The 21856-nt window shown below is 58.0% G+C and carries 18 protein-coding genes; 9 read left to right on the top strand and 9 right to left on the bottom strand.

Features of this window, described 5'->3' with window-relative positions:
- Positions 1–54: 54 nt before the first annotated feature.
- The 4 genes from GJV37_RS05745 to GJV37_RS05725 form a co-directional block, all read right to left on the bottom strand.
- Positions 55–1014: an AAA family ATPase gene (locus GJV37_RS05745; protein WP_138526980.1), complete on the bottom strand. Its 960-nt coding sequence runs from the start codon at positions 1012–1014 to the stop codon at positions 55–57.
- An 85-nt stretch (positions 1015–1099) separates the two neighbouring features.
- Positions 1100–1450: a hypothetical protein gene (locus GJV37_RS05740; RefSeq protein ID WP_193452200.1), complete on the bottom strand. Its 351-nt coding sequence runs from the start codon at positions 1448–1450 to the stop codon at positions 1100–1102.
- 310 nt (positions 1451–1760) lie between these two features.
- Positions 1761–3212 carry a 3'-5' exonuclease gene (locus tag GJV37_RS05735; RefSeq protein WP_138526981.1) on the bottom strand — a complete coding sequence of 484 codons (1452 nt, stop codon included), beginning with the start codon at positions 3210–3212 and terminating at the stop codon, positions 1761–1763.
- 870 nt (positions 3213–4082) lie between these two features.
- Positions 4083–4859: a helix-turn-helix domain-containing protein gene (locus GJV37_RS05725; protein WP_193452198.1), complete on the bottom strand. Its 777-nt coding sequence runs from the start codon at positions 4857–4859 to the stop codon at positions 4083–4085.
- Positions 4860–5218: 359 nt separating this feature from the next.
- On the opposite strand from GJV37_RS05725, the gene GJV37_RS05720 reads away from it, so the two are divergent.
- The 5 genes from GJV37_RS05720 to GJV37_RS05700 all read left to right on the top strand — a co-directional run bounded on the left by GJV37_RS05720 (position 5219) and on the right by GJV37_RS05700 (position 13151).
- Positions 5219–6820, top strand: a complete 1602-nt coding sequence (locus tag GJV37_RS05720) for a DUF1302 domain-containing protein (protein ID WP_138526874.1) — start codon at positions 5219–5221, stop codon at positions 6818–6820.
- Positions 6821–6847: 27 nt separating this feature from the next.
- Entirely contained in the window at positions 6848–8224 is a 1377-nt protein-coding gene (locus GJV37_RS05715) for a DUF1329 domain-containing protein (RefSeq protein WP_193452197.1), read from the top strand.
- Positions 8225–8289: 65 nt separating this feature from the next.
- Entirely contained in the window at positions 8290–9390 is a 1101-nt protein-coding gene (locus GJV37_RS05710; RefSeq protein ID WP_138527010.1) for a YCF48-related protein, read from the top strand.
- A gap of 9 nt (positions 9391–9399) precedes the next feature.
- Positions 9400–11808, top strand: coding sequence for an efflux RND transporter permease subunit (locus GJV37_RS05705; RefSeq protein WP_193452196.1), 2409 nt, complete (start codon positions 9400–9402; stop codon positions 11806–11808).
- Positions 11805–13151, top strand: coding sequence for an MFS transporter (locus tag GJV37_RS05700; RefSeq protein ID WP_193452195.1), 1347 nt, complete (start codon positions 11805–11807; stop codon positions 13149–13151). The genes GJV37_RS05705 and GJV37_RS05700 overlap by 4 nt, the downstream gene beginning before the upstream one ends.
- 47 nt (positions 13152–13198) lie before the next feature.
- Here GJV37_RS05700 and GJV37_RS05695 read toward each other — a convergent pair whose 3' ends face one another.
- Positions 13199–13969, bottom strand: coding sequence for an SDR family NAD(P)-dependent oxidoreductase (locus GJV37_RS05695; protein WP_138526098.1), 771 nt, complete (start codon positions 13967–13969; stop codon positions 13199–13201).
- A 99-nt stretch (positions 13970–14068) separates the two neighbouring features.
- Here GJV37_RS05695 and GJV37_RS05690 point away from each other — a divergent pair, with 99 nt between their 5' ends.
- Genes GJV37_RS05690 through GJV37_RS05675 form a run of 4 tightly spaced genes read left to right on the top strand, consistent with a single transcriptional unit; the run spans position 14069 to position 17457 of the window.
- A complete protein-coding gene (locus tag GJV37_RS05690; protein WP_138526099.1) occupies positions 14069–14863 on the top strand; it encodes an IclR family transcriptional regulator in 795 nt (264 codons plus the stop codon).
- Positions 14864–14904: 41 nt separating this feature from the next.
- Entirely contained in the window at positions 14905–15837 is a 933-nt protein-coding gene (locus GJV37_RS05685) for an NmrA/HSCARG family protein (protein ID WP_138526100.1), read from the top strand.
- Positions 15838–15861: 24 nt separating this feature from the next.
- Positions 15862–16635 (top strand): SDR family NAD(P)-dependent oxidoreductase, encoded by a 774-nt coding sequence (locus GJV37_RS05680; protein WP_138526101.1) that lies wholly within the window; start codon positions 15862–15864, stop codon positions 16633–16635.
- Between the two features lie 18 nt (positions 16636–16653).
- Entirely contained in the window at positions 16654–17457 is an 804-nt protein-coding gene (locus GJV37_RS05675) for an enoyl-CoA hydratase/isomerase family protein (protein WP_138526102.1), read from the top strand.
- 79 nt (positions 17458–17536) lie between these two features.
- Here the strand turns inward: GJV37_RS05675 and GJV37_RS05670 are convergent, their stop codons facing one another.
- The 4 genes from GJV37_RS05670 to GJV37_RS05655 form a co-directional block, all read right to left on the bottom strand.
- On the bottom strand, positions 17537–18145 hold the full coding sequence (locus tag GJV37_RS05670; protein ID WP_171049547.1) for a TetR/AcrR family transcriptional regulator: 609 nt from the start codon (positions 18143–18145) through the stop codon (positions 17537–17539).
- A 174-nt stretch (positions 18146–18319) separates the two neighbouring features.
- Complete coding sequence (locus tag GJV37_RS05665) at positions 18320–19477, bottom strand: serine hydrolase domain-containing protein (protein ID WP_138526104.1); 1158 nt, start codon at positions 19475–19477, stop codon at positions 18320–18322.
- Positions 19478–19493: 16 nt separating this feature from the next.
- Complete coding sequence (locus GJV37_RS05660; protein WP_138526105.1) at positions 19494–20255, bottom strand: enoyl-CoA hydratase/isomerase family protein; 762 nt, start codon at positions 20253–20255, stop codon at positions 19494–19496.
- Complete coding sequence (locus tag GJV37_RS05655) at positions 20252–21856, bottom strand: GMC family oxidoreductase (RefSeq protein WP_138526106.1); 1605 nt, start codon at positions 21854–21856, stop codon at positions 20252–20254. Before GJV37_RS05655 ends, GJV37_RS05660 begins: the two co-directional genes overlap by 4 nt.

The raw sequence follows: 21856 nt of genomic DNA, 5'->3' as shown, positions 1-21856 counted from the left end.
AACATGAAAGGGGAAATCACGCCCTGTTTGGGGGATGATTCCCCCAAAGGGTTTTTACTTCCAGTCGTTACCGAATACGCTTTTCGCGATTTGGTTGATGGCGATTTGTTGAACTTGATCGCAGCGATTGAGCAGCGACTCAAACAACGCAGTTTTGGCCGGCTCGCTGACGCCTTGGCTGGCGTACCCAGTCGCAATACGCGCCCAACGAAGCACTGTCCTGGTGGACATCGTCACGCTGAGGTACTGGCCGTTCTTGCCTTGGTGCTGGTCACGAATCGAGTTCGCAATCCGCACCATTCGCTGGGCGATCGACGCGTCAACTTCCGGTAGAGCATCCAGCAGTGCCTTCAACTCTTCCTTCTCGGACAGGTACGGGCAGTCGAAAACCCGGAACCGATCCAGAGACGCTAGGTTTTGCATCATCGTCCCCGCGTGCAGTCCGTTCCCGTCTCCTTGGCCTTTGGTGTTACCACAGCCTACGAAGCGGAAGTTCGGATGCGCTTTGACGACCTCACCATTGTTTTCTGCAATCACCAGCGGACGGCCTTCGAGTACAGCATGAAGGCCTACGGTGACAGCAGGATCCAAGGTGTCCCACTCATCCAGCACAAAGAGGAATCCGTTGCGCATAGCCTTGGTGAGGGGGCCATCAACAAACTTGGTGTTTAGATCCCCGGTCAGCTGGTCGGTGACCGGCAGGTTGTACCCCACCAGTTCCGGCATCTCCATTCGGCTATGAGCCGAAACAGTAATGCATGGCCAGTTCAGTCGTGCTGCCAGTTGCTCCACGATCGAGGACTTGCCCGATCCGGTTGGCCCCACCAGCAGTGCGCTGTCCCCGAAGGGTGCGTACAGCCAGTTCATGAACGGTTTGAGCAACATCTCCCGAAAGAAATACTTCTTCTCCGGGGGAACGTACATTTGCCATTCATGCCCCGATGAGAAGGCGGGTGCCGTCTTGTCGGAAACAAAACCAAAAGCCGAAACAGGGACTTGTGCCTTGAATTGCATTTGAATTTCTCCTTTCTCTCAAGCGAGGCCCAGATAAGGAGAATCCCCAAGGGGAAAACTCCCCATAGGGTATTCGGTAGTTAGATCAAGCAGCAGGCACTAACGCGATAACAGTCAGGCCTTCATCGATCGATTTCTTTGTGAAGCTAACGACCGGTGCAATTCCGTGATACATCAACTCACGGCACAGAGCAGCAGTCATCCACGGCGGGCAACTGACCAGAACGGTCTTGTGCCCAGTCTTCTTCGACTCTTTAACAGCGATCTCGCCCAGGCGCTCGACACGCTGAGTGATGACCTCAGTTGTCGGTGCGCTCGGGAAATACAGCAGATCGCGGATTTCTTTAAATTCACTCCAGCTGGAAATATCCTGAACTCCAAAGTTCGCAAGTTCGCTGGTGGTTTTGAATTTGGTCAGGTTGATTACGTTTTCCATTTCTCGCTCCAAGTTGAAGCGGAGAAATTCCCACACGGGGAAATTTCCCCGCGAGGGTTTTTAAGCTGTTGTGTCGCAGCTGACGACCCGTGCAGAGCACGGACAAGCACCAGCGCTCATGCGCTAGCGTTTGATTCTGGAGGATGCGGAGCCGGGAGGCTCAACGCTTGAACGGCACAGCCGAAGGCTGTGCGAGGAAATTCTTGAGCTGCTTGAGCGCGCAGCTTACGCACCTTTCGGCCCCTGAATCATGCCGGCTTGCCGCCAGGGCTGCAAGCCTCTGGCGGTACGCAAAATTGCGAAGTTTGCTTCAAGCAGACGCTCGCTCCCGGCGCATTTCAGCATGGCTCTTCATGATCACCAGCTGGGTGATGGGATTGATGACAAGCACTTTCCGGGCGCGCGTGTTCGCAACGTACAGCAGGTTCAACTCGTCCTTGCGCTGTTCTGGCGTGACCTTTTCTGTATCGAAGATATCGGGGAAATCGTCCTGCAGGAGCACCACGTCCCATTCCAATCCCTTCGCTTTGTGTGCCGTGCTGACGACAATGTCCGCCGCGGCCGGGTCATCGGTGGTGTGGTCTCTCAAGTCAGCCACCAACCTGGGGATGTCGTGATGTTCTTTAGTGATCCGGACCAGGCGATTCATTTCGGCATCTTTGCTCTCCTCCGCCGCCTCGACGAAGGTCCCAAAGTCACCAAATGGTCTGAATAGCCGCTTGTTCCGGATGTCGCCGTGACGATTCGACTTCAGTGCATGCACGTCCTCAAGGTCTGCTAGCTGGTAGGCCTCGATACCCCCAACCCAGTAGACCATCTTGCCGGCTAGCACCGCGTCGATCGCCGTCATCAGCACTCCCATGACAGTACGGTTCAGCACGGTGTAGTGCCCACAACCGAACGGCAGCGACGTCATCACTTTGTCCCGGGGGCCCAACCCAACCAGTGGTCGTGTTTCGCCTTGCTGCCGGAGGATTGCGTTGGCTACGCCTGCGATCATCGGGCCGAAGCGGAAGCTGTTGGTCAGGTACATGACGTCAGCGCCTGCCTCGACCTGCTGGTCCAATGCGTTCTCGGCTCCGCGCCAGCGGTAGATCTGCTGCCACTGGTCCCCAACAAAAATCTTCCTGGCTTGCTGCCCGGCGACCAGCGCCGCGGTCACTGGGTTACTGTCCTGGGCCTCATCGAACAGGATGACGTCGTAGTCCAGAACCGGTTTGCTCAGTTGGTAGAGCTTCAGGTAGGCATCGTGCTGGCACGGCAGAGAATGCTCGACATCGATCATCGCCTCCCACAGCCGAGCCGCGTTGGCCATCAGCTTGTCGATATGGGCTTCCCCGCAGGTCTCGTACGTTTCCTGGTCCAATGCCGCCGCGACGTGGGGAAGCATGACCTCAGAATCCGCGCTCGCGAGGAAGGCATTCAGGACGGCGATCGACTCTCGGACATCCGCCCATTTCCTGGTTTCCAGAAGCTCGGCGGCGTCCGTCAGCCTGATTTTCCCAAGCTTGTGATCGTACAGTCGCCCGAACTGCGGCCAAGCCAGTTGGTGGGACGTCTTGCAGATCACGTTCGGCGGGAACTTCTGAGCGCCCTCATCCCGAATGGCTCGGTTGTAGGCCAGGTAGAGGATCCGGCGATTCGGGTGCGCATTGGCGTATGCGACGAGGGTCCAGGTCTTGCCGCAACCGGCGAATGCCTTAACGACCAACGTGCGCCCCCCATAGGCAATAATGAGCTTCTGTTCGGCTGTACTTCTCATACCTCTCTTCGGCCTCGCTGCTGACCATCGTGTCAGTTGGGTTGGGTATCCACACTGCACATTGAGTGATTAAAAGGACATGTTTCCTGACACCCAAATGTGGCGGGGCCTTTTTCATTCACGATTCCTGCGCGAAATAGAGAAACGTATACCCAGGCGAGACGGTGTCTTTAAGCGTCGGAGCAAATGCCAAAGAATCGGGAGAAGGGATAGCTACAGCGACAGATGTTCCTGATACGTGCAATCAACCGGAGATGGGATTTCACGCCTTGCTGCTTAGGCTATTTCGTACCACGAAAAAAAACCTCAATCATCCATGGTAGGCAATCCTTCCGTGCAACCCGACCTCGCCGCTCAGCTGTGAACAAACCACAAGTCATCGAAAAGAATATCTCTGTGAATGTAGAAGCCGTTATATCAATCCTAAAAACCCCAAGCTTCTGCCCTCGCAAAAAATAACTATCCATTGCGCAACAAAACCTAGTCCAAACTTGGTAACCTTCCTCGCCACACTTGGGCTGAGCCATATACAGATACGCAATCAACTCCCAATTTTCATAAACAGCGGAAGCGATCTCCGGAAGCAGTTCCCCAGGACATTTATCTGTGGACAGCAGCCTCAGGAGCCGGATCATTACGGCGTCGGCACTATCAGTTAGCACCTTGTATAAATTATCGCGAGATCCGAACATTCGATATATTGATGATCGGCTAATCCCGGCCATCGTTGCTATTCCGTCCAGGGTGGCAGCAGGATTATTAACTACTCCCAGTGCAATCCTCCTGATCAAATCACCGGAAACTAAATCACTCATGCCTCCACCAGCCTCGAAATATTCACCATAAAAAATGTAATAGAATCAGTGACTTTCAGGCCAGGAGGTCTCGCAATATTCCTTGAACCGCACCAACTACTGCGGATAGATCCTGACCCACGACTTTAAGCTCAGATATTGATGCTTGTGCACTCGCACAATGAGCAGAAACCACAAACCGCGGTAAATTCCTACAATCAACTACCACCGCTGCAACACAACTAATTCCTAGAAAATGGCGACCTTGATCTATAGACCAACCGGCGTCCTTCGATGCCTGAATACTTTTCTTGTACTGTTCTAGGCTTGGAGCACGCCCCCAATTCAAACTTGAAATACCTTCTTGCAACTCCTCATCGGTCATGTTTCGAAGCGCTGCTATGCAGTATCCAGCCGCGCCAATAAGTTCTGGCTGCCGGCCTCCAAAAGAAAAATCCAATCCTCTTGTGCATTGTGAAAACCTTAATATCAATGAGATTTCAGATTTCTCACCTAAGCGCCAGAAGCCAACACTCATCCGACTTCTTAAACTTAACCCCTCAAGTTCCGAGCAGACAGTCTCAATACAGTTACGGCCTACTCTTCCCAGTGCCAAGCTAAGGAGACCAAGAGCTGGGCGATAGGTCTTCTCCGTATCGCTAAAGTCAACAAGCCGCTCCTTCTCTAAAGTTCTTAGTATATTAAAAACTGTACTAGGACTAATCCCAGTAATTTTAGATACCTCCGATACCCCTGATGGCTGAACGACAGTGCTCAGACAGCGGAGAATTTCCACAGCATTCGCCACCGCTCCGACTTCCTTAAAGGTCGAAGTCTCGCCGTCATTCTTCAATGCTCACCTCCCGCTGCAAACCATCACTCCTGTCCGCACGCCCCCTGGAATCCCACCTTGCCGCTGAGCGCCCAAGGCAAGGAGCCAAGTAAATTTCCATTAATAATCAATTAGTTATTTCGTTACCGACGCTTTTTTTACCCCGCCCAATCATTAGCTTCCCACTTGAAGGATATGCATGTTAGATTATTTTTAGGAACGATGTTCACATATATGAACACACAAAGCAAGCTTGGCCAAAAGGAAGGCGCCCCGCAAGCAACCGTCTGATCTGCAATTTCATCGTTCAAATATGCGAACAAAAAATAGAACGTCCGCAAACGGACAAACCTCACCAATAAATCCAAGAAAGGTTTGTGATGATGAAAAGAGTGCTTACAGGACGGGTGGCTGCGCCGCCCCGTCTGCTTACCATGGCCACCGCGCTGCTAGCGGCCGGACACGCACATGGGTTCAATGTCGACCTGGGAGACTCCGACTTTCAACTGCGATGGGATAACACTGTCCGATACAACTGGGGTATGCGCCTGCAGGACCAAAGCCATTTGGTTGACCGCGCTGGGGGCGGCGCCTATGACCAAAGCAACGCGAGTTTTGGCAAGTACGACACCATCACCAACCGCCTCGACCTTCTCACCGAGCTGGATCTCAGTTACCAAGGCAAGTACGGAGCACGGTTAAGCGCTGCTGGTTGGTACGACGAAGCCTATGACGGTAAGAACCCCGCGCACGTACCTAGCGGCACCAGCTATGTGGACAATAAGTTCACGAACGTCGTAGAGCGCTATTACGCCGGCCCATCCGGCGAGTTCCTCGATGCTTACGTGTACGGTCGATTCGATCTTGGCGAAATGCCTGTCGATGTGCGTGCGGGGCAGCATGCCGTTATCTGGGGTGAAGCACTTTTTGGCAGCACGAACGCCATCTCCTACTCGCAAGCCCCTAGCGACCTACGCAAAACCACGGCCAACCCAGGGGCATCAGCCAAGGAAACCGCACTTCCGATCGATCAGATCTCGACGATGGTCCAGTTCAACGACCAATTGGTCTTCGCAGCCCAATACCTGTTCGACTGGAAACCCAACCGAATCGCAGAGGGCGGCACCTACTTTGCTGGGGCGGACTCAATTCTCGAAGGGCCGAACGTAGGCCGTGGAAAGTCGATCGATGGTGACAAGGGCGACTTCGGCCTGTCCCTTCGCTGGCGCCCTGATTGGTTCGACGGCACTCTCGGCGCCTACTATCGCAAGTTCGATGAAAAGTCTGCTTGGGTATCGCAGCTCGACGCCTCCACCGGACTCGTACGTGCGGTGTACGCAAAGGACGTTGATCTCTATGGACTGAGTATCAGCTCCAACATCGGAGGCGTATCCGTAGGCGGTGAACTCTCGTATAGGGAGAACATGCCCCTGAACTCTAGCGGGGCTGCGGCAGACCAATCACACCGACTCGAAGGTGCGAAGGGTTCGACATGGCATGCAGTGCTTAACGCCGTTCAGACTTACGGCGACACCTCAGTCTTCGATTCGGCGAGCCTTTCCGGAGAGCTCTCTTGGGCACGACTGGACAAGGTGACTGACAACGCCAACGCGTACCGTGCTAAGGGATACAACGCCGGCTGCAACCAGGACGCCAAGCTCCGAGGTTGCTCAGATGACGATTTCTATAGCGCCTCGGTGTCCTTTATCCCCGTGTGGACTCAAGTCTTCCCCAGTGTGGACCTCAAGCTCCCGCTATTCCTGTCGCGCAACATAAGCGGTAACGCTCCCACCAACGGTGGCGGAAGTGAAGGATTCACCACCGCTAAGGTCGGCATTTCGGCGGAAGCCTATGCCCGACATTTCGTGGATCTGGCCGTTACCTACTACGACCAGAAAAGTAGCGACTCGCGAAATCTGATCCTCGGCCCGCCTTATCAAGACAAGGCCTGGGTCTCGCTCACCTACCAGACGACCTTCTGATCTGCTGATGCTCTCGAGGAATCCCTTATGGACATGACCAAAGTTTTCGCCTGCGCTCTGACCACTCTTTGCATCTCATCAACGTATGCCGCAGTAGCTCCCGATGAGGCCGCACAACTTGGCAAGACCCTGACTCTTTTTGGCGCTGAACAGCACGGCAACGCTGACGGGAGCATTCCAGCATATGACGGAGGCCTTCCCACCTCCACAGCCCCCGCTGGATTCGTCAAGGATACCGGTAAGTGGGTCAATCCTTACGCTGAAGAGAAGCCCTTATATTCGATCACTGCTGCCAACATGGCCCAGTACGCCGACAAGCTGACGGAAGCGACGAAAGCAATGCTGCAGCGCTACCCGAGCTACCGCCTGGACATCTACCCAACGCACCGCAGCGTGAACTACCCGGAGTACATCCTAGAAAAGACCCGGAACAACGCCACAAAGGCCACGCTAACGAAGGATGGGAATGCCCTTGAAGGCGCAATCGGTGGTATCCCTTTCCCGATCCCCAAAACCGGGTACGAAGTCATGTGGAACCATATGGCTCGCTACAACGGTGTTGCTGCTGAAGACCACATGAGGAATTTCTATGTGGACAGCAACGGTAAGCTGATCAACTCCGGTGAAATCAAACTCTCGCGGAACTTCACCTTCCATAACCCCGCAGCCACCAGCGAATCTATCAAGAAGGAAGATTCGTTCATTTTCCAGAACGCATACAATTTCACCGGTCCGGCACGCAGCGTTGGTGACGCGACGATGTATTTCGATACTGTCGACATGGTCACTATGCCACGCCGTGCTTACTCCTACTCGGCAAGCACACGTCGAGTACGACTCAGCCCCGACATCGCATACGACACGCCGATTGCATCCCAAGGCGGCGTGACGACCTACGATGATGCAGAACTCTATTGCGGAAAACTGGACCGTTTCGACTTCAAGCTGATTGGGAAACGCGAGCTGTACATCCCGTACAACATCTACGACCTAAGCTTCAAAATCACCTCGGACAAGGCACTTACCCCAAACCATGTAAACCCAGATGCAGTGCGCTGGGAACTGCACCGCGTTTGGGTCGTGGAGGCCACGCTGAAGCCTGGCCTTCGACACGTCTATAGCAAGCGAGTCTTCTACTTTGATGAGGACTGGTCGGGCGCAGGTATGAGTGATGAGTACGACGGAGCAGGCAAGCTCTACAAGGGCCTGCAGATGGGCATGAGCCAGCTCTACGACAAGCAGGCACCAATGTCGCGTACTTATTGGGCCTACGACCTCTCGACCGGTGTGTATTCCTTCTCGCAGAACTACTCCGATCTGAAGTTTGGCTGGCGTGTTCTGGACAAGCCCCTACCCCGATCGACCTTCACCCCGGAAGCATTACAAGCACGTAGCGGCCGTTAATTCGCCCAGCCACTGAGGGCTGCCGGATTTGCTCGGCAGTCCTCCGACGCTCAAAGGTCTTGAGTATGCCAATTCTTTATCGAGGCTTAGTTGCTCTCGTGCTGGTGCTCTGCGCGGGTATTTCGACCGCCTCAGCAGACTTTGTCGATCCACTGAACATACCTGCTCAGCCAAGTAATAAAGCTCAGAGCAGTATTTTAATCGGGGTGACGCAAACGCCAGGCGGGCGATGGGTAGCAGTCGGCCGACGCGGCCACATTATTTACTCCGATGACACAAAGTCTTGGAAACAAGCCAGTGTGCCGGTTTCAGTAGATTTGGTGGCCGTGCAGTTCCCAACCGCTAAACATGGATGGGCCGTCGGTCATGGAGGCATCATTCTCCACAGTTCCGATTCAGGACAGACCTGGACCAAGCAACTTGACGGAAAGCAGCTAGCAGACCTGCTGATTCAGCACTGGAAACCGTTGGCTGAACACGCCAATGAGGACAACCCAAGCTCAACTTATGCGCTGCAAGATGCCGAACGGTTCAAGGAGGAAGGCCCTGGGCGCCCCTTCCTCGATGTTCACTTTACGGACGAAAAAGCTGGATATGCCGTGGGTGCATACAACCTCCTGCTGCGCACGGATGACGGCGGCACCCATTGGCAGGTGCTGGCTGACCTGACGGACAACCCGTCAGCGTTTCACTTCAACGCTGTGCAGGTGATGGATGGAAGCGCCTACCTAGTCGGCGAGCAAGGACTCTTACTGAAAGAAGATCCTGAAAGCCATCGTTTCACCCCCATCCCGACGCCCTATAACGGGACATGGTTCGGCCTCGTTGCCCAGCGAGAGTCTCTATTGCTCTTTGGTCTTCGTGGCTCCGCATACCTGAGCCATAACCGAGGTCAAGACTGGACCAAAGTGGACACTGGTACGGATAGCACTATCACCAGCGGGATTTTACTGCCGGACGGTCGGACGGCGCTGGCCAGCGCCGACGGTGAACTACTGATCAGCCAAAGCAACGAATCTGCTCACTTCGAAAGAGCAATCCCCTTCAACACAACACCGATCTATGGGCTAGCACCGGTCGCAGGGGAGCCTGCAGTAGTCGCTGTAGGTGCCGATGGCATAAAGCGTATCGACTTTGGCCTCACTCCAGATCAATCAAAGCGCTAGGGAGCCGGCATGACTGTGTTTCAAAAAGACGACGCACAAAACACACCTGTTCACGACCCTAGGCTGTTTGACAAGAGCTCCGGCAATCGTCTTGAGCGGCTCCTATTCAACCATCGATTATCCATCATCTTTTTCTGCACGGTCCTCACCGTCCTATTTGTCGTCCAGGCAGGGAAATTAGGGGTCAACGCAGGATTCGAAAATCTCATACCGCAATCGCACCCATATATCCGCAATTATCTGGAGAACAAGGGTGAGCTGCGCGGACTGGGTAACAATCTACGAGTCGTTGTGGAGAACACTCAAGGAGATATCTACGATCCGGCCTATCTACAGGCGCTTCAGCAGGTCAACGACAAGCTTTTCCTCACGCCTGGTGTGAATCGGCCTTATGTAAAGTCCATCTGGATGCCTGTGGTACGGTGGACGGAGGTGACCGAGGAAGGCTTCCGCGGCGGCCCAGTCATGCCAGATACCTACGATGGAAGCGCAAAGTCCATTGCCGAACTGCGCGCCAACATCGGCCGCGCGGGATTAATAGGAACTTTAGTCGCCAACGACCAGCGATCCACCATGATCGTCGCTCCGCTTCTTGAAAAATACGCGGACACTGGCAAGCCTATCGATTACGGCGCTCTTCAGCAGCAGCTAGAAAGCCTAAGGGCTCTCGAACGCTCTGTACTGCCAAATAGTCCTGACAAGATACGGATTCATGTCATCGGCTTCGGGAAGCTGATGGGGGATCTGATAGCAGGGCTGCATCAGATCATGTCCTACTTCGCGATTGCCGCGCTGATCGCTATCGCCATTCTCTTTGCCTACACCCGGTGCGTGCGTAGCACGGCACTTGTTGTCCTCTGCTCATTGGTAGCTGTCATGTGGCAACTGGGAATCGTCCAGCTCCTGGGCTTTTCTCTGGACCCGTACTCGATCCTAGTTCCGTTCCTGGTGTTTGCCATTGGCGTGTCTCATGGCGCTCAGAAGATGAACGGGATCATGCAGGATGTGGCTCGGGGCACACACAAATACGTTGCAGCCCGATACACCTTCCGCCGTTTATTCCTGGCCGGCCTGACCGCTCTAATGGCCGACGTGGTCGGGTTCGCAGTGCTGATAATGATCGACATCCCGGTGATCAAGGATCTGGCCCTAACCGCCAGCATTGGGGTCGCCGTCCTAGTTTTCACAAACTTGATTCTGCTGCCAATCTTGCTGTCCTATGTTGGCGTCAGCACAAAAGCAGCAGCAAATGCGAGCACAACCGGAGGTGAACCCTCACAATCCAAGCTGACCGCCTGGGATTGGCTCGTTCGCTTCACCGATCCGCGCTGGGCCACCGCCACAATAGTGGCGGCAGTTGCACTAGCGAGTGCCGGCTTCATGGTGAGCCTAAATCTCAAGATAGGAGATCTGGATGCCGGTGCTCCTGAGCTAAGAGCAAGCTCCCAGTACAACTTGGACACCGCTTACGTAACCTCACATTACGGCCTCTCCAGTGACCAGTTCGCTGTCATTGTAAAAACACGTCCTGGTGGCTGCGAAAAATGGCAGACGCAAATGGAGATCGACCGCTTGGACTGGGCACTACTCCAAGTTCCAGGCGTGCAAACCACGGTGTCTCTTGCTGGCTCAGTGGCGAGGCTATCCTCGGCCTTGTTCGAGGCATCACCGAAGTGGATCACCATCAGCCATAACCAGGCTCTGGTAAACACATCTGTGCTGCGGGCGCAGGAGGCAAACCCCGAACTTGTAAATCCTGATTGCTCGGTCGTGCCGGTGGTTGCTTACCTATCGGACCACAAAGCTGAAACGTTGGATCGTGTGCTCAAGGCTGTGGAGGCTTTCGCTGCGAAGCACAACAGCGCTGACATCCAGTTTCTGCCAGTCGCTGGCTCTGCAGGCATGGATGCTGTAACAAATATCGTAGTCCGAGATGCAAACCGGAGCATGCTAGTACTGGTCTATCTAGCCGTTGCGCTACTTTGTTTCATCACCTTCAGAAGTTGGCGAGCAGTAGTCGTTGCAGTAGTACCACTGATGATCACCTCCATCTTGTGCGAAGCGCTCATGGTGGGATTAGGCATTGGAGTCAAAGTCGCCACGCTGCCAGTAATTGCATTGGGCGTGGGCATTGGCGTCGATTACGCGCTGTATCTACTGAGCGTGCAACTGGACCAAATGCGAAAAGGGGCGACGCTTGAAACCGCGTATCGGCACGCCCTGCACTTCACCGGAAAAGTGGTCGCGTTGGTCGGTGTCACGCTCGCCGCAGGGGTCATCACCTGGGCCTGGTCACCCATCAAATTCCAGGCCGACATGGGGATCCTGCTCACATTCATGTTCATCTGGAACATGGTCGGTGCGCTGATCCTGATCCCTGCCCTCTCCTGCTTCCTCCTGCGGAGCAAACCAAAATGAAATTTGAAACACTCGCTTCTGTTGATGGGGTTACTGGATACTCTCGTCCATCAGCCGCGTGGTACATGACAGGCGTCCTTTTCCTGCTCTATTGGCTGTCTCTGCTTGACCGGCTTGTGATATCGCTGCTGGTTGCGCCCATTCGTCGCGACCTAGGTATCTCCGACTTTGAACTCTCTCTACTTCAGGGCTTCGCATTTGGCGTGTTCTATGCGATCTGCGGATTACCTTTGGGCTGGCTGGTAGATCGATTTAGCCGCCGCTGGATCATCTTCGGAGGGGTGTCAATTTGGACTCTTGCGACGGTCCTCTGCGGTGCCGCCCAGAACTATTGGCACCTGTTCCTTGCGCGGATCGGAGTAGGGGCTGGTGAGGCAGCACTGAGCCCCGCAGCATACTCGCTAATGGCCGATAGTTTTCCACCGCACAGGCTAACCACGGCACTGGCAGTTTACTCACTGGGTTCGCTGTTTGGGACCGGCATGGCCTATCTCATGGGTGGGCTAATCGTGCAAATGGTGGCCGCCCATGAGCACGTAGTCTTGCCCCTACTTGGAGAGGTACGCTCCTGGCAGTTGGTCTTCATCGCCATAGGTCTGCCAGGACTATTTTTGGGGCTTCTTGTGTTCACCTTCCGCGAACCGGCTCGCCGACAGCCTGCTGGGCTTGGTGATTCAGCACGCAATGCACTCGGGGAGGTATTTGGCTACATACGAGAGCATGGTCGTTTCTTTCTATGCCACCATGCCGGCTTCACCATCTGCGTAATGGCTGTAACAGGTCTCGCTCTCTGGGCCCCGACCTATTTGAGCCGCAGCTTTGCATGGAGCGCGGGGCAGATTGGCGCATGGCTTGGGATTGTCGGCACTGCGGGTGGAGTTATCGGAGCTTTCCTGTGCGGCCAATTGATTGACCGGCAAGTTGCTAAGGGCGGCCATGACGCACACATGCGCCTATTCAGCGGAACCTGCCTACTGAGTTGCCCAATTGCCGTGGCTGGAGTTCTTTGGAACGACCCCTACATTTTTCTAGGTGCGTTCTTCCTGGTGCAGATCCTGGTTAGCCCAATCATGGGGATTTCTGCCGCAGCCTTGCAGTTAGCTGCTCCTGCCCGCTTACGCGGAAGGCTCTCTTCGATTTATCTCTTCGTCATGATCCTACTGGGCATCGGTGCTGGTCCATCTGTAGTGGCTGCATTCACCGATTTTCTCTTTAGAGATGATGCGAAGCTGGGTTACTCCCTTGCGCTACTGTTCGCCATGGCCTGCCCCATAGCTGCGCTCATTTTGCATCTGGGCAGAGGTTCTATGCGGAATGCTGTTTCCAGGAACATTTCAGCGTAACTTCAGCACCGACTTGCCTGGTCCAGGACAGTCGGTGCTGTCAAAGACTACCGGAAGGAGACAGTATGACCGCCGTCTACAGCGATTGTCTGACCATTGATATAGCCCCCAGAAGGTGAAGCCAACAGAACTGCCAATCCAGCGAGTTCGTCAACTTCACCAAACCGCTGCGAAGGATTTCGTCCCTGGTACCACTTAACCATGGCCTCATCTTCCCACTGCGATCGAGCCATCTCTGTCTTGAACGTCCCCGGCGCAATGCAGTTGGCGGTGATGCCCTTGCTTGCGAATTCGTTGGCCATGTTTCGGACGAATTGCATGTCCGCCGCCTTGGTCAAGCCGTAGGTGCCGGTCATGGCATCACCTAGCAAGCCGACGATCGAAGCCACCACGATGAAGCGGCCATAGCCGCGCTCGATCATCCCCGGAACTGTCATCTGCGCTAGCCAGATACTGCTCTGGACGTTTACCTGCATGAACTTGCCGAAAGTCTCCTCCTGCAGGTCCAGCACTGACCCTACCCACGGGTGGATCGCGGCGTTCGCCATAACGATATCCACCCTGCCCCAGGTCTCCACGGCGCTGCTCACCAGGTTCTGCAACTCCTCCTTACGACCGATGTTGCAGGGTACCGCGATGGCTTCCCCGCCCCGCTCGCGAATCTGCGCCACGGCGGCCTCGCAGGCCTCCGCCTTGCGCCCGGAAATCACCACCCTGGCGCCCTGCTCTGCCATCCCCATGGCGCTGGCCAACCCCAGGCCACGGCTCGAGCCGGTGACGATCGCAACCTTGCCGCGCAAATCGAAGAGTGAAGACATCGTATCGGAACCTCTCGCTGAATTTATTCGCTATGCGAATTTGACATCCGCACTGTGAATTACGAATATACGTGGAAACGAGATTTCGAAGGCAACACCATGACCGCAACGCCGTTGAATGAAGTCGTCAATGAGGTCGAAGAAAAGGATCGCCAGTACGTCACGGCACTGGCGCGTGGCCTGCAGATTCTTCGCTGCTTCAGCCATGACAGGCCGGAACTGACACCTCAGCAGTTGGTCCGCATGACCGGCTTGCCACAACCCACCGTCTGGCGCCTATGCCACACGCTGGTCAAGGAAGGCTTCATCGTCTGCGCCGGGGAAAACAACCGCATGGCGCTTGGCCTTCCGGCATTGGCCCTGGGTTATGCCGCGCAGGCCCGCCATGCGCTGCCGCGTACCGCCCTGCCCTACATGCAGGAACTGACCGACCGCCACCGCCTGGGCCTGTCGCTGGCCGTGCGCGATGGCCTGGAGATGCTCTACATCCAGCGCACCCACGGCGACTTCATCTACATGAACGACCCGGTCGGGGCGCGCCGCCCATTCGCAACAGCGCCCACCGCCTGGGCTTGCTTCGCCGCCTATGACGCCGCCGAGCGCGCCCAGGTGTTGCAGCTGCTCGCTGCCGCCAATCGAGAGGCCCAGAGGGAGATATCGCGGCAACTAGAGCACGCCGCCAGCGAGTACGCCGCCACCGGCTTCATCACCAGCATCGGCGTCATGCACGAGCACATGAATGTCGTCGCGGTACCGATCCGCTCTCCTCACAGCGGCACCGTCTACGGGCTCTCGGCCGCAGGCCTGGCCACCGATTGGCCGCGAGAGCGCCTGCTGGAGATCGGCCAGGAACTGCTTCACCTGGCGCGACAGCTGACGGTAGCCGCCGATTGAATCCGCACCTCACTACACGAGAAAAACAAGGATAAAAAAACGTGAATATCGAACAACCTCTGATTCTCGTTACCGGCGCGACGGGCGCCCAAGGCGGCGCCACCGCTCGCCACCTCCTCGCCGCTGGCTTGCGGGTACGCTTCCTGACCCGAAACCCAGAGTCCTCCGCCGCCCAGGCACTGATCGCGGCGGGCGCCGAAGCGATTCGTGGCGACCTCGAAGCGGCGGATAGCGTGGCAACCGCCGTCGCTGGCTGCCAGGGCGTGTTCTCGGTGCAGTTGCCAGACGCCCAGGGCACCGACGCGGAAAGGCGCCACGCCTTCACCCTGATCGAAGCGGCGAAGGACGCCGAGGTCCGCCACTTCGTGCATACCTCGGTCTGCGAGGCAGGCAAACACGCGGCGTTTCCCCGCTGGGGCAGCGGCTACTGGTGGCAGAAGTACTGGACCGACAAATGGGACATCGAGCAGGCCGTACGCGCCGCCGGCTTCGAGCGCTGGACGGTGCTCAAGCCCGCTTTCATGATGGACAACTTCGCCCTGCCCAAGTCGAAGTACATGTTCCCCCACCTGCGCCAGGGCCGGCTCGTCACCGCCCTGCTGCCGACCACCCGCATGCAACTGATCGCCGCCGACGATGTCGGCCTGCTGGCCTGTTCGGCTTTCCGCGACCCGGAATATTTCAACCGGCAGAACATCGACCTCGCTGCGGAATCGCTGACCATGACGGAAATCGCCGCCACCTTGGCGCGGGTGCTGGGCAAACCCGTGGCGGCCGAAAGCGTATCGCCTGCAGGAGCGCTGGAGAGCGGACTGTTTGCCGGCTGGGTGCGCTCCCAGGAGTGGACCAACGAGGTGGGTTATCGCGCGGATATCGCCGCACTCACGGTCGCACTGGGCAGTCGTGAGATCCAGCTCACGCCATTCACCCGCTGGGTCGAACGCCACGCCAACGCTATTCGCATCGACGCCTGATCGCGCTTCCGAAGGAGCTCCGTCATGAAGCTGAACGATAACGTCAGCGCCGTCGTCGTGGGTGGCGCATCGGGCATGGGCGAAGCGACGGTTCGCACCCTGCGTTCGCGGGGAGTGAAAGTCGCGATACTCGACCTGAACGAAGAGCGCGGCGCCAGTGTCGCAGCGGAAACCGGGGCTAGTTATTTTCGCGCGGACATCACCAACGAAGAGAGCGTACTCGGGGCCTTCGAGCAGGCCCGCGCCCGGAATGGCCAGGAACGCATACTGGTCGCCACGCCAGGCGGCGGAGGCCTGTCCTACACGGCATGGCGGGACGGCGAATCAGGTGCCATCCGCCGCCATGATTTCCAGCGTTTCGGCCGCATCGTCACACTGAACCTGAATGGCACCTTCCTCTGCGCCTCTATCGCCGCGCAGGGGATGATGACACTGCCGATCGGGACGGACGGCGACAAGGGAGTGATACTGATGACCTCGTCCGTCGCCTCTCAGGATGGACCAGCCGCCACCATCGCCTACGTCGCTGCCAAGGCCGGCATCAACGGCATGACACTGTCGATGGCCCGCGACTTGGCACCCGAGGCCATTCGCGTCAACACCCTGCTCCCCGGCAATTTCGAGACCCCTCTGCTGTCTTCCGTGCCCGCCAACTACAAGTCCGGCATGCGCGACTGGAACCTGCATCCCAAGCGCTTCGGGCATCCAGACGAGTACGCGACGCTGGCCCTGCAGATCATCGAGAACGGCTACCTGAACGCGGCGCTCCTGCGCCTCGATGGCGGCGCCCGGGTCTGACCCTAGCGAGAGAACCCTATGACCAACCTCTACGATCTTCCCGACGACATCCTCGTGCAGGCCGAAGGTGGCCTGCGCATCATCACGCTCAATCGTCCCGACGACCTGAACGCCTCGACCACGGAAATGCTGTTCGCCTATCCCAAGCTGTTCCGGGCGCTGGCCGAAGACACCGAGGCACGAGTAGCGATACTGACCGGCGCCGGACGCGCATTCAGTGCCGGCGGCGACATGGGCCACTTCGTCAAGACGCTCGACGACACGGACTTCGCCAGGGCGGTACAAGAGAACGCGCGGCGGACCATCCACGGCTTCATCGACGTGCCGATCCCCATCATCGCCGCGGTGAACGGCGCCGCAGTGGGCTGGGGCGCCACGCTGGCCACGCTGTGCGACATTGTGCTGATGTCGGAGAAGTCCTTCATGGCGGAGCCGCATATCAATATCGGCCTGGTGGTCGGCGACGGCATCTCTGTTTCCTGGCCGCTGTACACCAGCCTGCTGAAGGCCAAGGAACTGATCTTCACCGGCGATCGCATCCTGCCCCAGCAGGCCGTGGAGTTTGGCTTGGCCAATCGCGTCGTGCCGGCCGACAAGCTGATGAACGAGGCCCGCGAACTGGCGGCGAAACTGCTGAAACAGCCGGCCCAGGCACTGCGCGAAACCAAGAAGCTGATGAACCTGTACCTGCACCGCTCCGCGGCGCAGATGCTCGACGCCACCTTGGGTCGGCAGTTGGCCGCGACCTTGAGCGAAGAGCATCACGAAATCGCTTCGGCGTTCATCCAGCAACAGAAACGCAACCAGGCCGAGCGGGATTAGCGGAGGGAAACGGGCCCCGGCGCGGCAATGAAGTCAGCCGCGGCCATCCTCCCGCACCGTCCGGACAGGGCAAAGGAAACTAGGCGGGGATGGGGCAGGCCGCTCGGCTCTGCGCGTACTCCTTTTCGACCGCTTCCAGGTAGGCGGTCAGCGCGCGCGGCGCCTCCTCAGAAAACAAACCCCAGGAATTCTGGTCGTTGCCGGGAACGTCCCAGAGAAGGAAGCCCATGGGCAGCCGATAGAGGCCCTGGGCGTATTTGCTGATTGCCGTCCGGCTTGCCTCTGGCATGCGCAATGACAGCACTCGCTCATATAGCGCCAGTAGGTCGAGGCTGACGACGGAACCGTGCTTGGTATTGAAGCGGGCTTCATTCCACAAGATACGAACGTCGGGATTCTCTTGCACGTATATGATGTTGAGGGAGTGCAGTTCCAGCATCACCGTACGCGGCGGCCACTCGATCCATTTTCGGTCCGGGACGGACGTCAGCTTTTCAAGGATCCGCGCGCCACCCTCGACGTGCCTGATCACCAAGGCATCAATGACGGCCTGCTTGTCCGCGAAGAAGTGGTAGAGCGAACCAATCGAGGTTTTTGCCTCTTCGGCCAGGCCATGCATGGTGAAATTCGAACTCGAGTTACGAACCAGCAACCGAGCGCAGGCATCAAGAATCAACGAAACGCGCATTTCCCCCCGACTTTGCGCCGGTATGCGCTTTCGCATTCGCGAGTTGGGCATGCTCATTATTTGAATTGGACGACAGTGGTTCCCGATAGTCGGGTGCTTATAACACCCAGCGGGGAAGCAACTCAAATTCTCGGCCGGTGTGAGCGGCGCCCGGCGGGCGCCGCTCACACCCCTTTAGAGCCCCAGCGCCTCGCGCACCGCCTGAGCAATCGGCAGCAGCGGGTCTTCCTCCACCGAGGTTGGGTTGAACAGCCGATTATGGCAGATGGCCACGGCGAGGTTGAGATCCGGGTCAGCCCAACCGATGGAGTTGCCCTGCCCCGGATGACAAATGGCCCTGGGGTTTCGCACACAACTCACCGGCGGATGCTCGCCACCAAACCAGAAGCCGCCAATGGTGATGGGGATGGGGAAGCCGAACATAACCGGATCGGGCTCCTCGCTGTTGGCCCTTGGCGTGTTCAGCGTCGCCACCCGCTCGGCGGACAGTAGGCGAACACCGTCGAGTTCCCCGCCATTGGCCAGGAAGGCCCAAAAGCGTGCTTCCGAGCGGGCGTTGAAGATGCCACCGACACCAGCCACCTCGGCCCGACGCACATCCGAGCGCTCAAACACTTCGGGCACCAGGGCGACCTGTTCGGGCATGGAAGCTAGGAACAGCGGCGGCAGGTATTCCGCCGGCACGGGCAGCATGCCGTTGACCTGCTTCGCCACGCGCGGCTCCACCTCATCTGGGATGCCGATCCAAAGGTCGTCGATACCCAGCGGCTGGGCGATCTCCTCGCGGACGAAACGCCCCAACGAACGCTGTTGGGGATCGGCGCGACGCACCAATTCACCGACGATCCAACCGAAGGTCATGGACAGGTAGAGTGTCTTGCTGCCAGGCTCGGCGAGCGGCTCCAGATTGGCGATGGCGTTGGTCATCCAGTTCCAGTCACACATGCGCTCGGGGGTCACGTCGGCCGGCATCTGCGGCACACAGGCGCGATGAGTAAGCACATGGTTCACGGTGGTGCCGCCCTTGCCGTTGGCAGCGTACTCGGGCCAATAGCGGCTCACCGGAGCGTCGTAGTCGATGTGCCCGCGCTCGGCCAGGATATGCAGCGCGGTGGCAGCGACCGCCTTGGTCACCGAGTAGACGTTGAAAAGGGTGTCACCATTCACTGCACGCCCGCTGGTGGGATCGGCGCTGCCGCTCCAGGCGTCGATGACCAGCTTGCCGTCCAGGTACGCGGCAACTTGCACGCCCACCTCGCCACCCGCGCCGGTCGCATAGTCCAGCGCTTTCTGCACGATGGCCTGCGCGCGCGGGTCAAGATTGTTCTGCATGGGAGATTCTCCTGGGTCAGTGACTCATGGCGATGGTCGCGAGGCCTTCGAGGGCTAGGCCATGGCCGAGCTCGTCAAGCAGTCGACGCTTAATAGGCTGAGTGAAGGCTACCCGCGTATAACGAGCGGTAAGCGCCGGTTGCCGGGCTATGTCATGGGCCAGTGCCCAGGCTCGCTCCAGCAGTTGATCCGCCGGCAGTACTTCGGCGACCACACCCAAGGCTTGGGCCTCAATCGCCGAAAGGCGCTGGCCTGTTAACAGGAAGTAGCGCCCGCGGTTTGTCCCCAGCAGCATGGGCCAGACCACCTGCACGCCATCGCCGGGCACCACGCCGTGGATGAAATGCGCCATGTCGGCCAACTCAGCGGTCTCGCTGGCTAGGACGATGTCGGACAGCGCCGGGATTTCCGCATGGATATAGGCCGGACCGTTGATCGCGCCGATCACCGGCACCTCGATGTCGAGGAGGTTCATCAGCAGGTCCTTGCCTTCGCGTAGCAAACGGTGCCAGCCGTGGGCCATGGGCTCCTGAGGAATTTCCTGGAAATTCATCCCGGCGCAGAAAGCGTCACCCTTGCCGGTGATGATCAGTACGCGCACGTCCGGGTCCCGGGCGATTTCTCGGAAGCATTCGCCCAACTGGGTGTGGATGCTGCCGTCCAGCGCGCCCCACTGTAGCGCCCCACCATTCGTGTGAAGGCTCATCTGCAGGATGCCATCTCGCTGGAACAGCTCGATGTTGGCGAAGCGCGTGGCGTAGGTATCGAAGCAACTCATTGGGCATCCTCCAGGATAAGGTCGGCAGCGCGCCAAGCCATGGCCATCATCGGGCCGTTGGTATTGCCAGAAATCAAAGTCGGGATTACCGACAGGTCCATTACTCGCAACCCCGTGACGCCCCTGACACGCAAGCGCGGATCAAGCACCGCCGAGTCGTCCGATCCCATCGCGCAGGTCCCGCTGGCGTGATAGCCGGACTGCCCGCGCCGGCGGAACTCGTCGATGATTTCGTCGTCGGTCTGCACCTGCATGCCGGGATGGGTTTCCTCCATCACGAGGTGGCTCATGGGAGCGCTGTGGATCACTTTGCGCATGAAGCGGAAGGCGCCGATCGACACCTCGCGGTCGTACTCGTCGGCCAAGTAGTTGGTGACGATACGCGCCGGCTGCGCCGGATCGGCCGATTCGATGCTCACGCTGCCGAGACTGCGTGGACGCAGCGGGTAGGTGAACAGCTGCATGCCGGGGTAGTCTTCGAAACGGTAGGTCGGTGAGCTGAAGTCCATTGAGTAAGGCGCCATCATCAGCTGTGCGTCCGGACGCTCCAGCCCCGCGCGGGTGCGGAAAAACCCGCCGACCTGATATGACCCCAGCGACATCACCCCGCCCCGGGTGAGCATGTACTGCAGGGCGTTCTTCACCAGGCGCGGGCCGGCGAATTCGCGGTTCTGGCTGTCTCGCCAATTACGCAGACGCACCTGGAGGAAATACAGCAGGTGCTCGCGCATATTTCGGCCCACATTGGGGCTGTGCGCGACGAGGGGAATACCGAGCCCGGCCAGCATCGCGCTGTCACCGATCCCCGACAGCTGCAATAGACGCGGCGACTCCAGGGCGCCAGCGCTGAGGATGACCTCGCGATGGGCACGATAGGAAACCGCTTCGCCATCGCCTCGGCGCGCCTCTACACCGATCACCCGAGAGCCGTCGAAGAGTAGCCGCTGGACCTGGGTGTCGGTGACCACTTCCAGGTTGCGGCGCTTGCGCGCCGGCTTCAGGAACGCCTGCGCGGAGCTCTGCCGAACGCCACCGGAAATCGTGTAAGTGAGGTATGCGACCCCTTCGTGGTCCAGTTCGTTGATGTCTTCCTTGCGTTTCAGGCCAAGGCTTTCGCAGGCTTCGATCACCGCTTCGCCGATACCGTTGCGCTCGGCATAGGGCGCCACCTTTAACGGGCCGTTTCCGCCCCTCAGTTCACTGGCGCCCAGGGCATGGTTCTCGATGCTGCGGAAGGCCTCGGCCATGTTGTCCCAGCCCCAACCGATGGCGCCATTGGCCTGCCACTCGTCGTAGTCGGCGGGATGGCCGCGCATGTAGACCATGCCGTTGACCGCGCTGGATCCCCCCAGCAGCTTGCCGCGGGCCCAGACCTCCTGGCTGCGGCCGCTCGCCGGATCGACGGCCACCGGCAGGTGCCAGGCATGCGCGGGGTCGGTTAGCAGCTTGCCGAAGCCCTTGGGCATGCGCACCAGCGGGTTGCGATCCTCCGGCCCGGCCTCTATCAACAAGACGTTGTGCTTACCGCTTTCGGAAAGCCGGTTGGCCAGCACGCAGCCCGCCGAACCCGCTCCGACGATGATGTAATCGAATTCCTTCAT

Source organism: Pseudomonas nitroreducens, from assembly GCF_010994165.1.
GTDB lineage: Bacteria > Pseudomonadota > Gammaproteobacteria > Pseudomonadales > Pseudomonadaceae > Pseudomonas > Pseudomonas nitroreducens.
This window is presented reverse-complemented; position numbering and strand designations above follow the sequence as displayed.

Excerpts from the sequence above, each read along its gene's own strand:
- GJV37_RS05745 (WP_138526980.1), bottom strand. The coding sequence starts at position 1,014 with ATGCAATTCAAGGCACAAGTCCCTGTTTCGGCTTTTGGTTTTGTTTCC.
- GJV37_RS05740 (WP_193452200.1), bottom strand. The coding sequence starts at position 1,450 with ATGGAAAACGTAATCAACCTGACCAAATTCAAAACCACCAGCGAACTT.
- GJV37_RS05735 (WP_138526981.1), bottom strand. The coding sequence starts at position 3,212 with ATGAGAAGTACAGCCGAACAGAAGCTCATTATTGCCTATGGGGGGCGC.
- GJV37_RS05720 (WP_138526874.1), top strand. The coding sequence starts at position 5,219 with ATGATGAAAAGAGTGCTTACAGGACGGGTGGCTGCGCCGCCCCGTCTG.
- GJV37_RS05715 (WP_193452197.1), top strand. The coding sequence starts at position 6,848 with ATGGACATGACCAAAGTTTTCGCCTGCGCTCTGACCACTCTTTGCATC.
- GJV37_RS05710 (WP_138527010.1), top strand. The coding sequence starts at position 8,290 with ATGCCAATTCTTTATCGAGGCTTAGTTGCTCTCGTGCTGGTGCTCTGC.
- GJV37_RS05705 (WP_193452196.1), top strand. The coding sequence starts at position 9,400 with ATGACTGTGTTTCAAAAAGACGACGCACAAAACACACCTGTTCACGAC.
- GJV37_RS05700 (WP_193452195.1), top strand. The coding sequence starts at position 11,805 with ATGAAATTTGAAACACTCGCTTCTGTTGATGGGGTTACTGGATACTCT.
- GJV37_RS05695 (WP_138526098.1), bottom strand. The coding sequence starts at position 13,969 with ATGTCTTCACTCTTCGATTTGCGCGGCAAGGTTGCGATCGTCACCGGC.
- GJV37_RS05690 (WP_138526099.1), top strand. The coding sequence starts at position 14,069 with ATGACCGCAACGCCGTTGAATGAAGTCGTCAATGAGGTCGAAGAAAAG.
- GJV37_RS05680 (WP_138526101.1), top strand. The coding sequence starts at position 15,862 with ATGAAGCTGAACGATAACGTCAGCGCCGTCGTCGTGGGTGGCGCATCG.
- GJV37_RS05675 (WP_138526102.1), top strand. The coding sequence starts at position 16,654 with ATGACCAACCTCTACGATCTTCCCGACGACATCCTCGTGCAGGCCGAA.
- GJV37_RS05670 (WP_171049547.1), bottom strand. The coding sequence starts at position 18,145 with ATGCGCGTTTCGTTGATTCTTGATGCCTGCGCTCGGTTGCTGGTTCGT.
- GJV37_RS05665 (WP_138526104.1), bottom strand. The coding sequence starts at position 19,477 with ATGCAGAACAATCTTGACCCGCGCGCGCAGGCCATCGTGCAGAAAGCG.
- GJV37_RS05660 (WP_138526105.1), bottom strand. The coding sequence starts at position 20,255 with ATGAGTTGCTTCGATACCTACGCCACGCGCTTCGCCAACATCGAGCTG.
- GJV37_RS05655 (WP_138526106.1), bottom strand. The coding sequence starts at position 21,856 with ATGAAGGAATTCGATTACATCATCGTCGGAGCGGGTTCGGCGGGCTGC.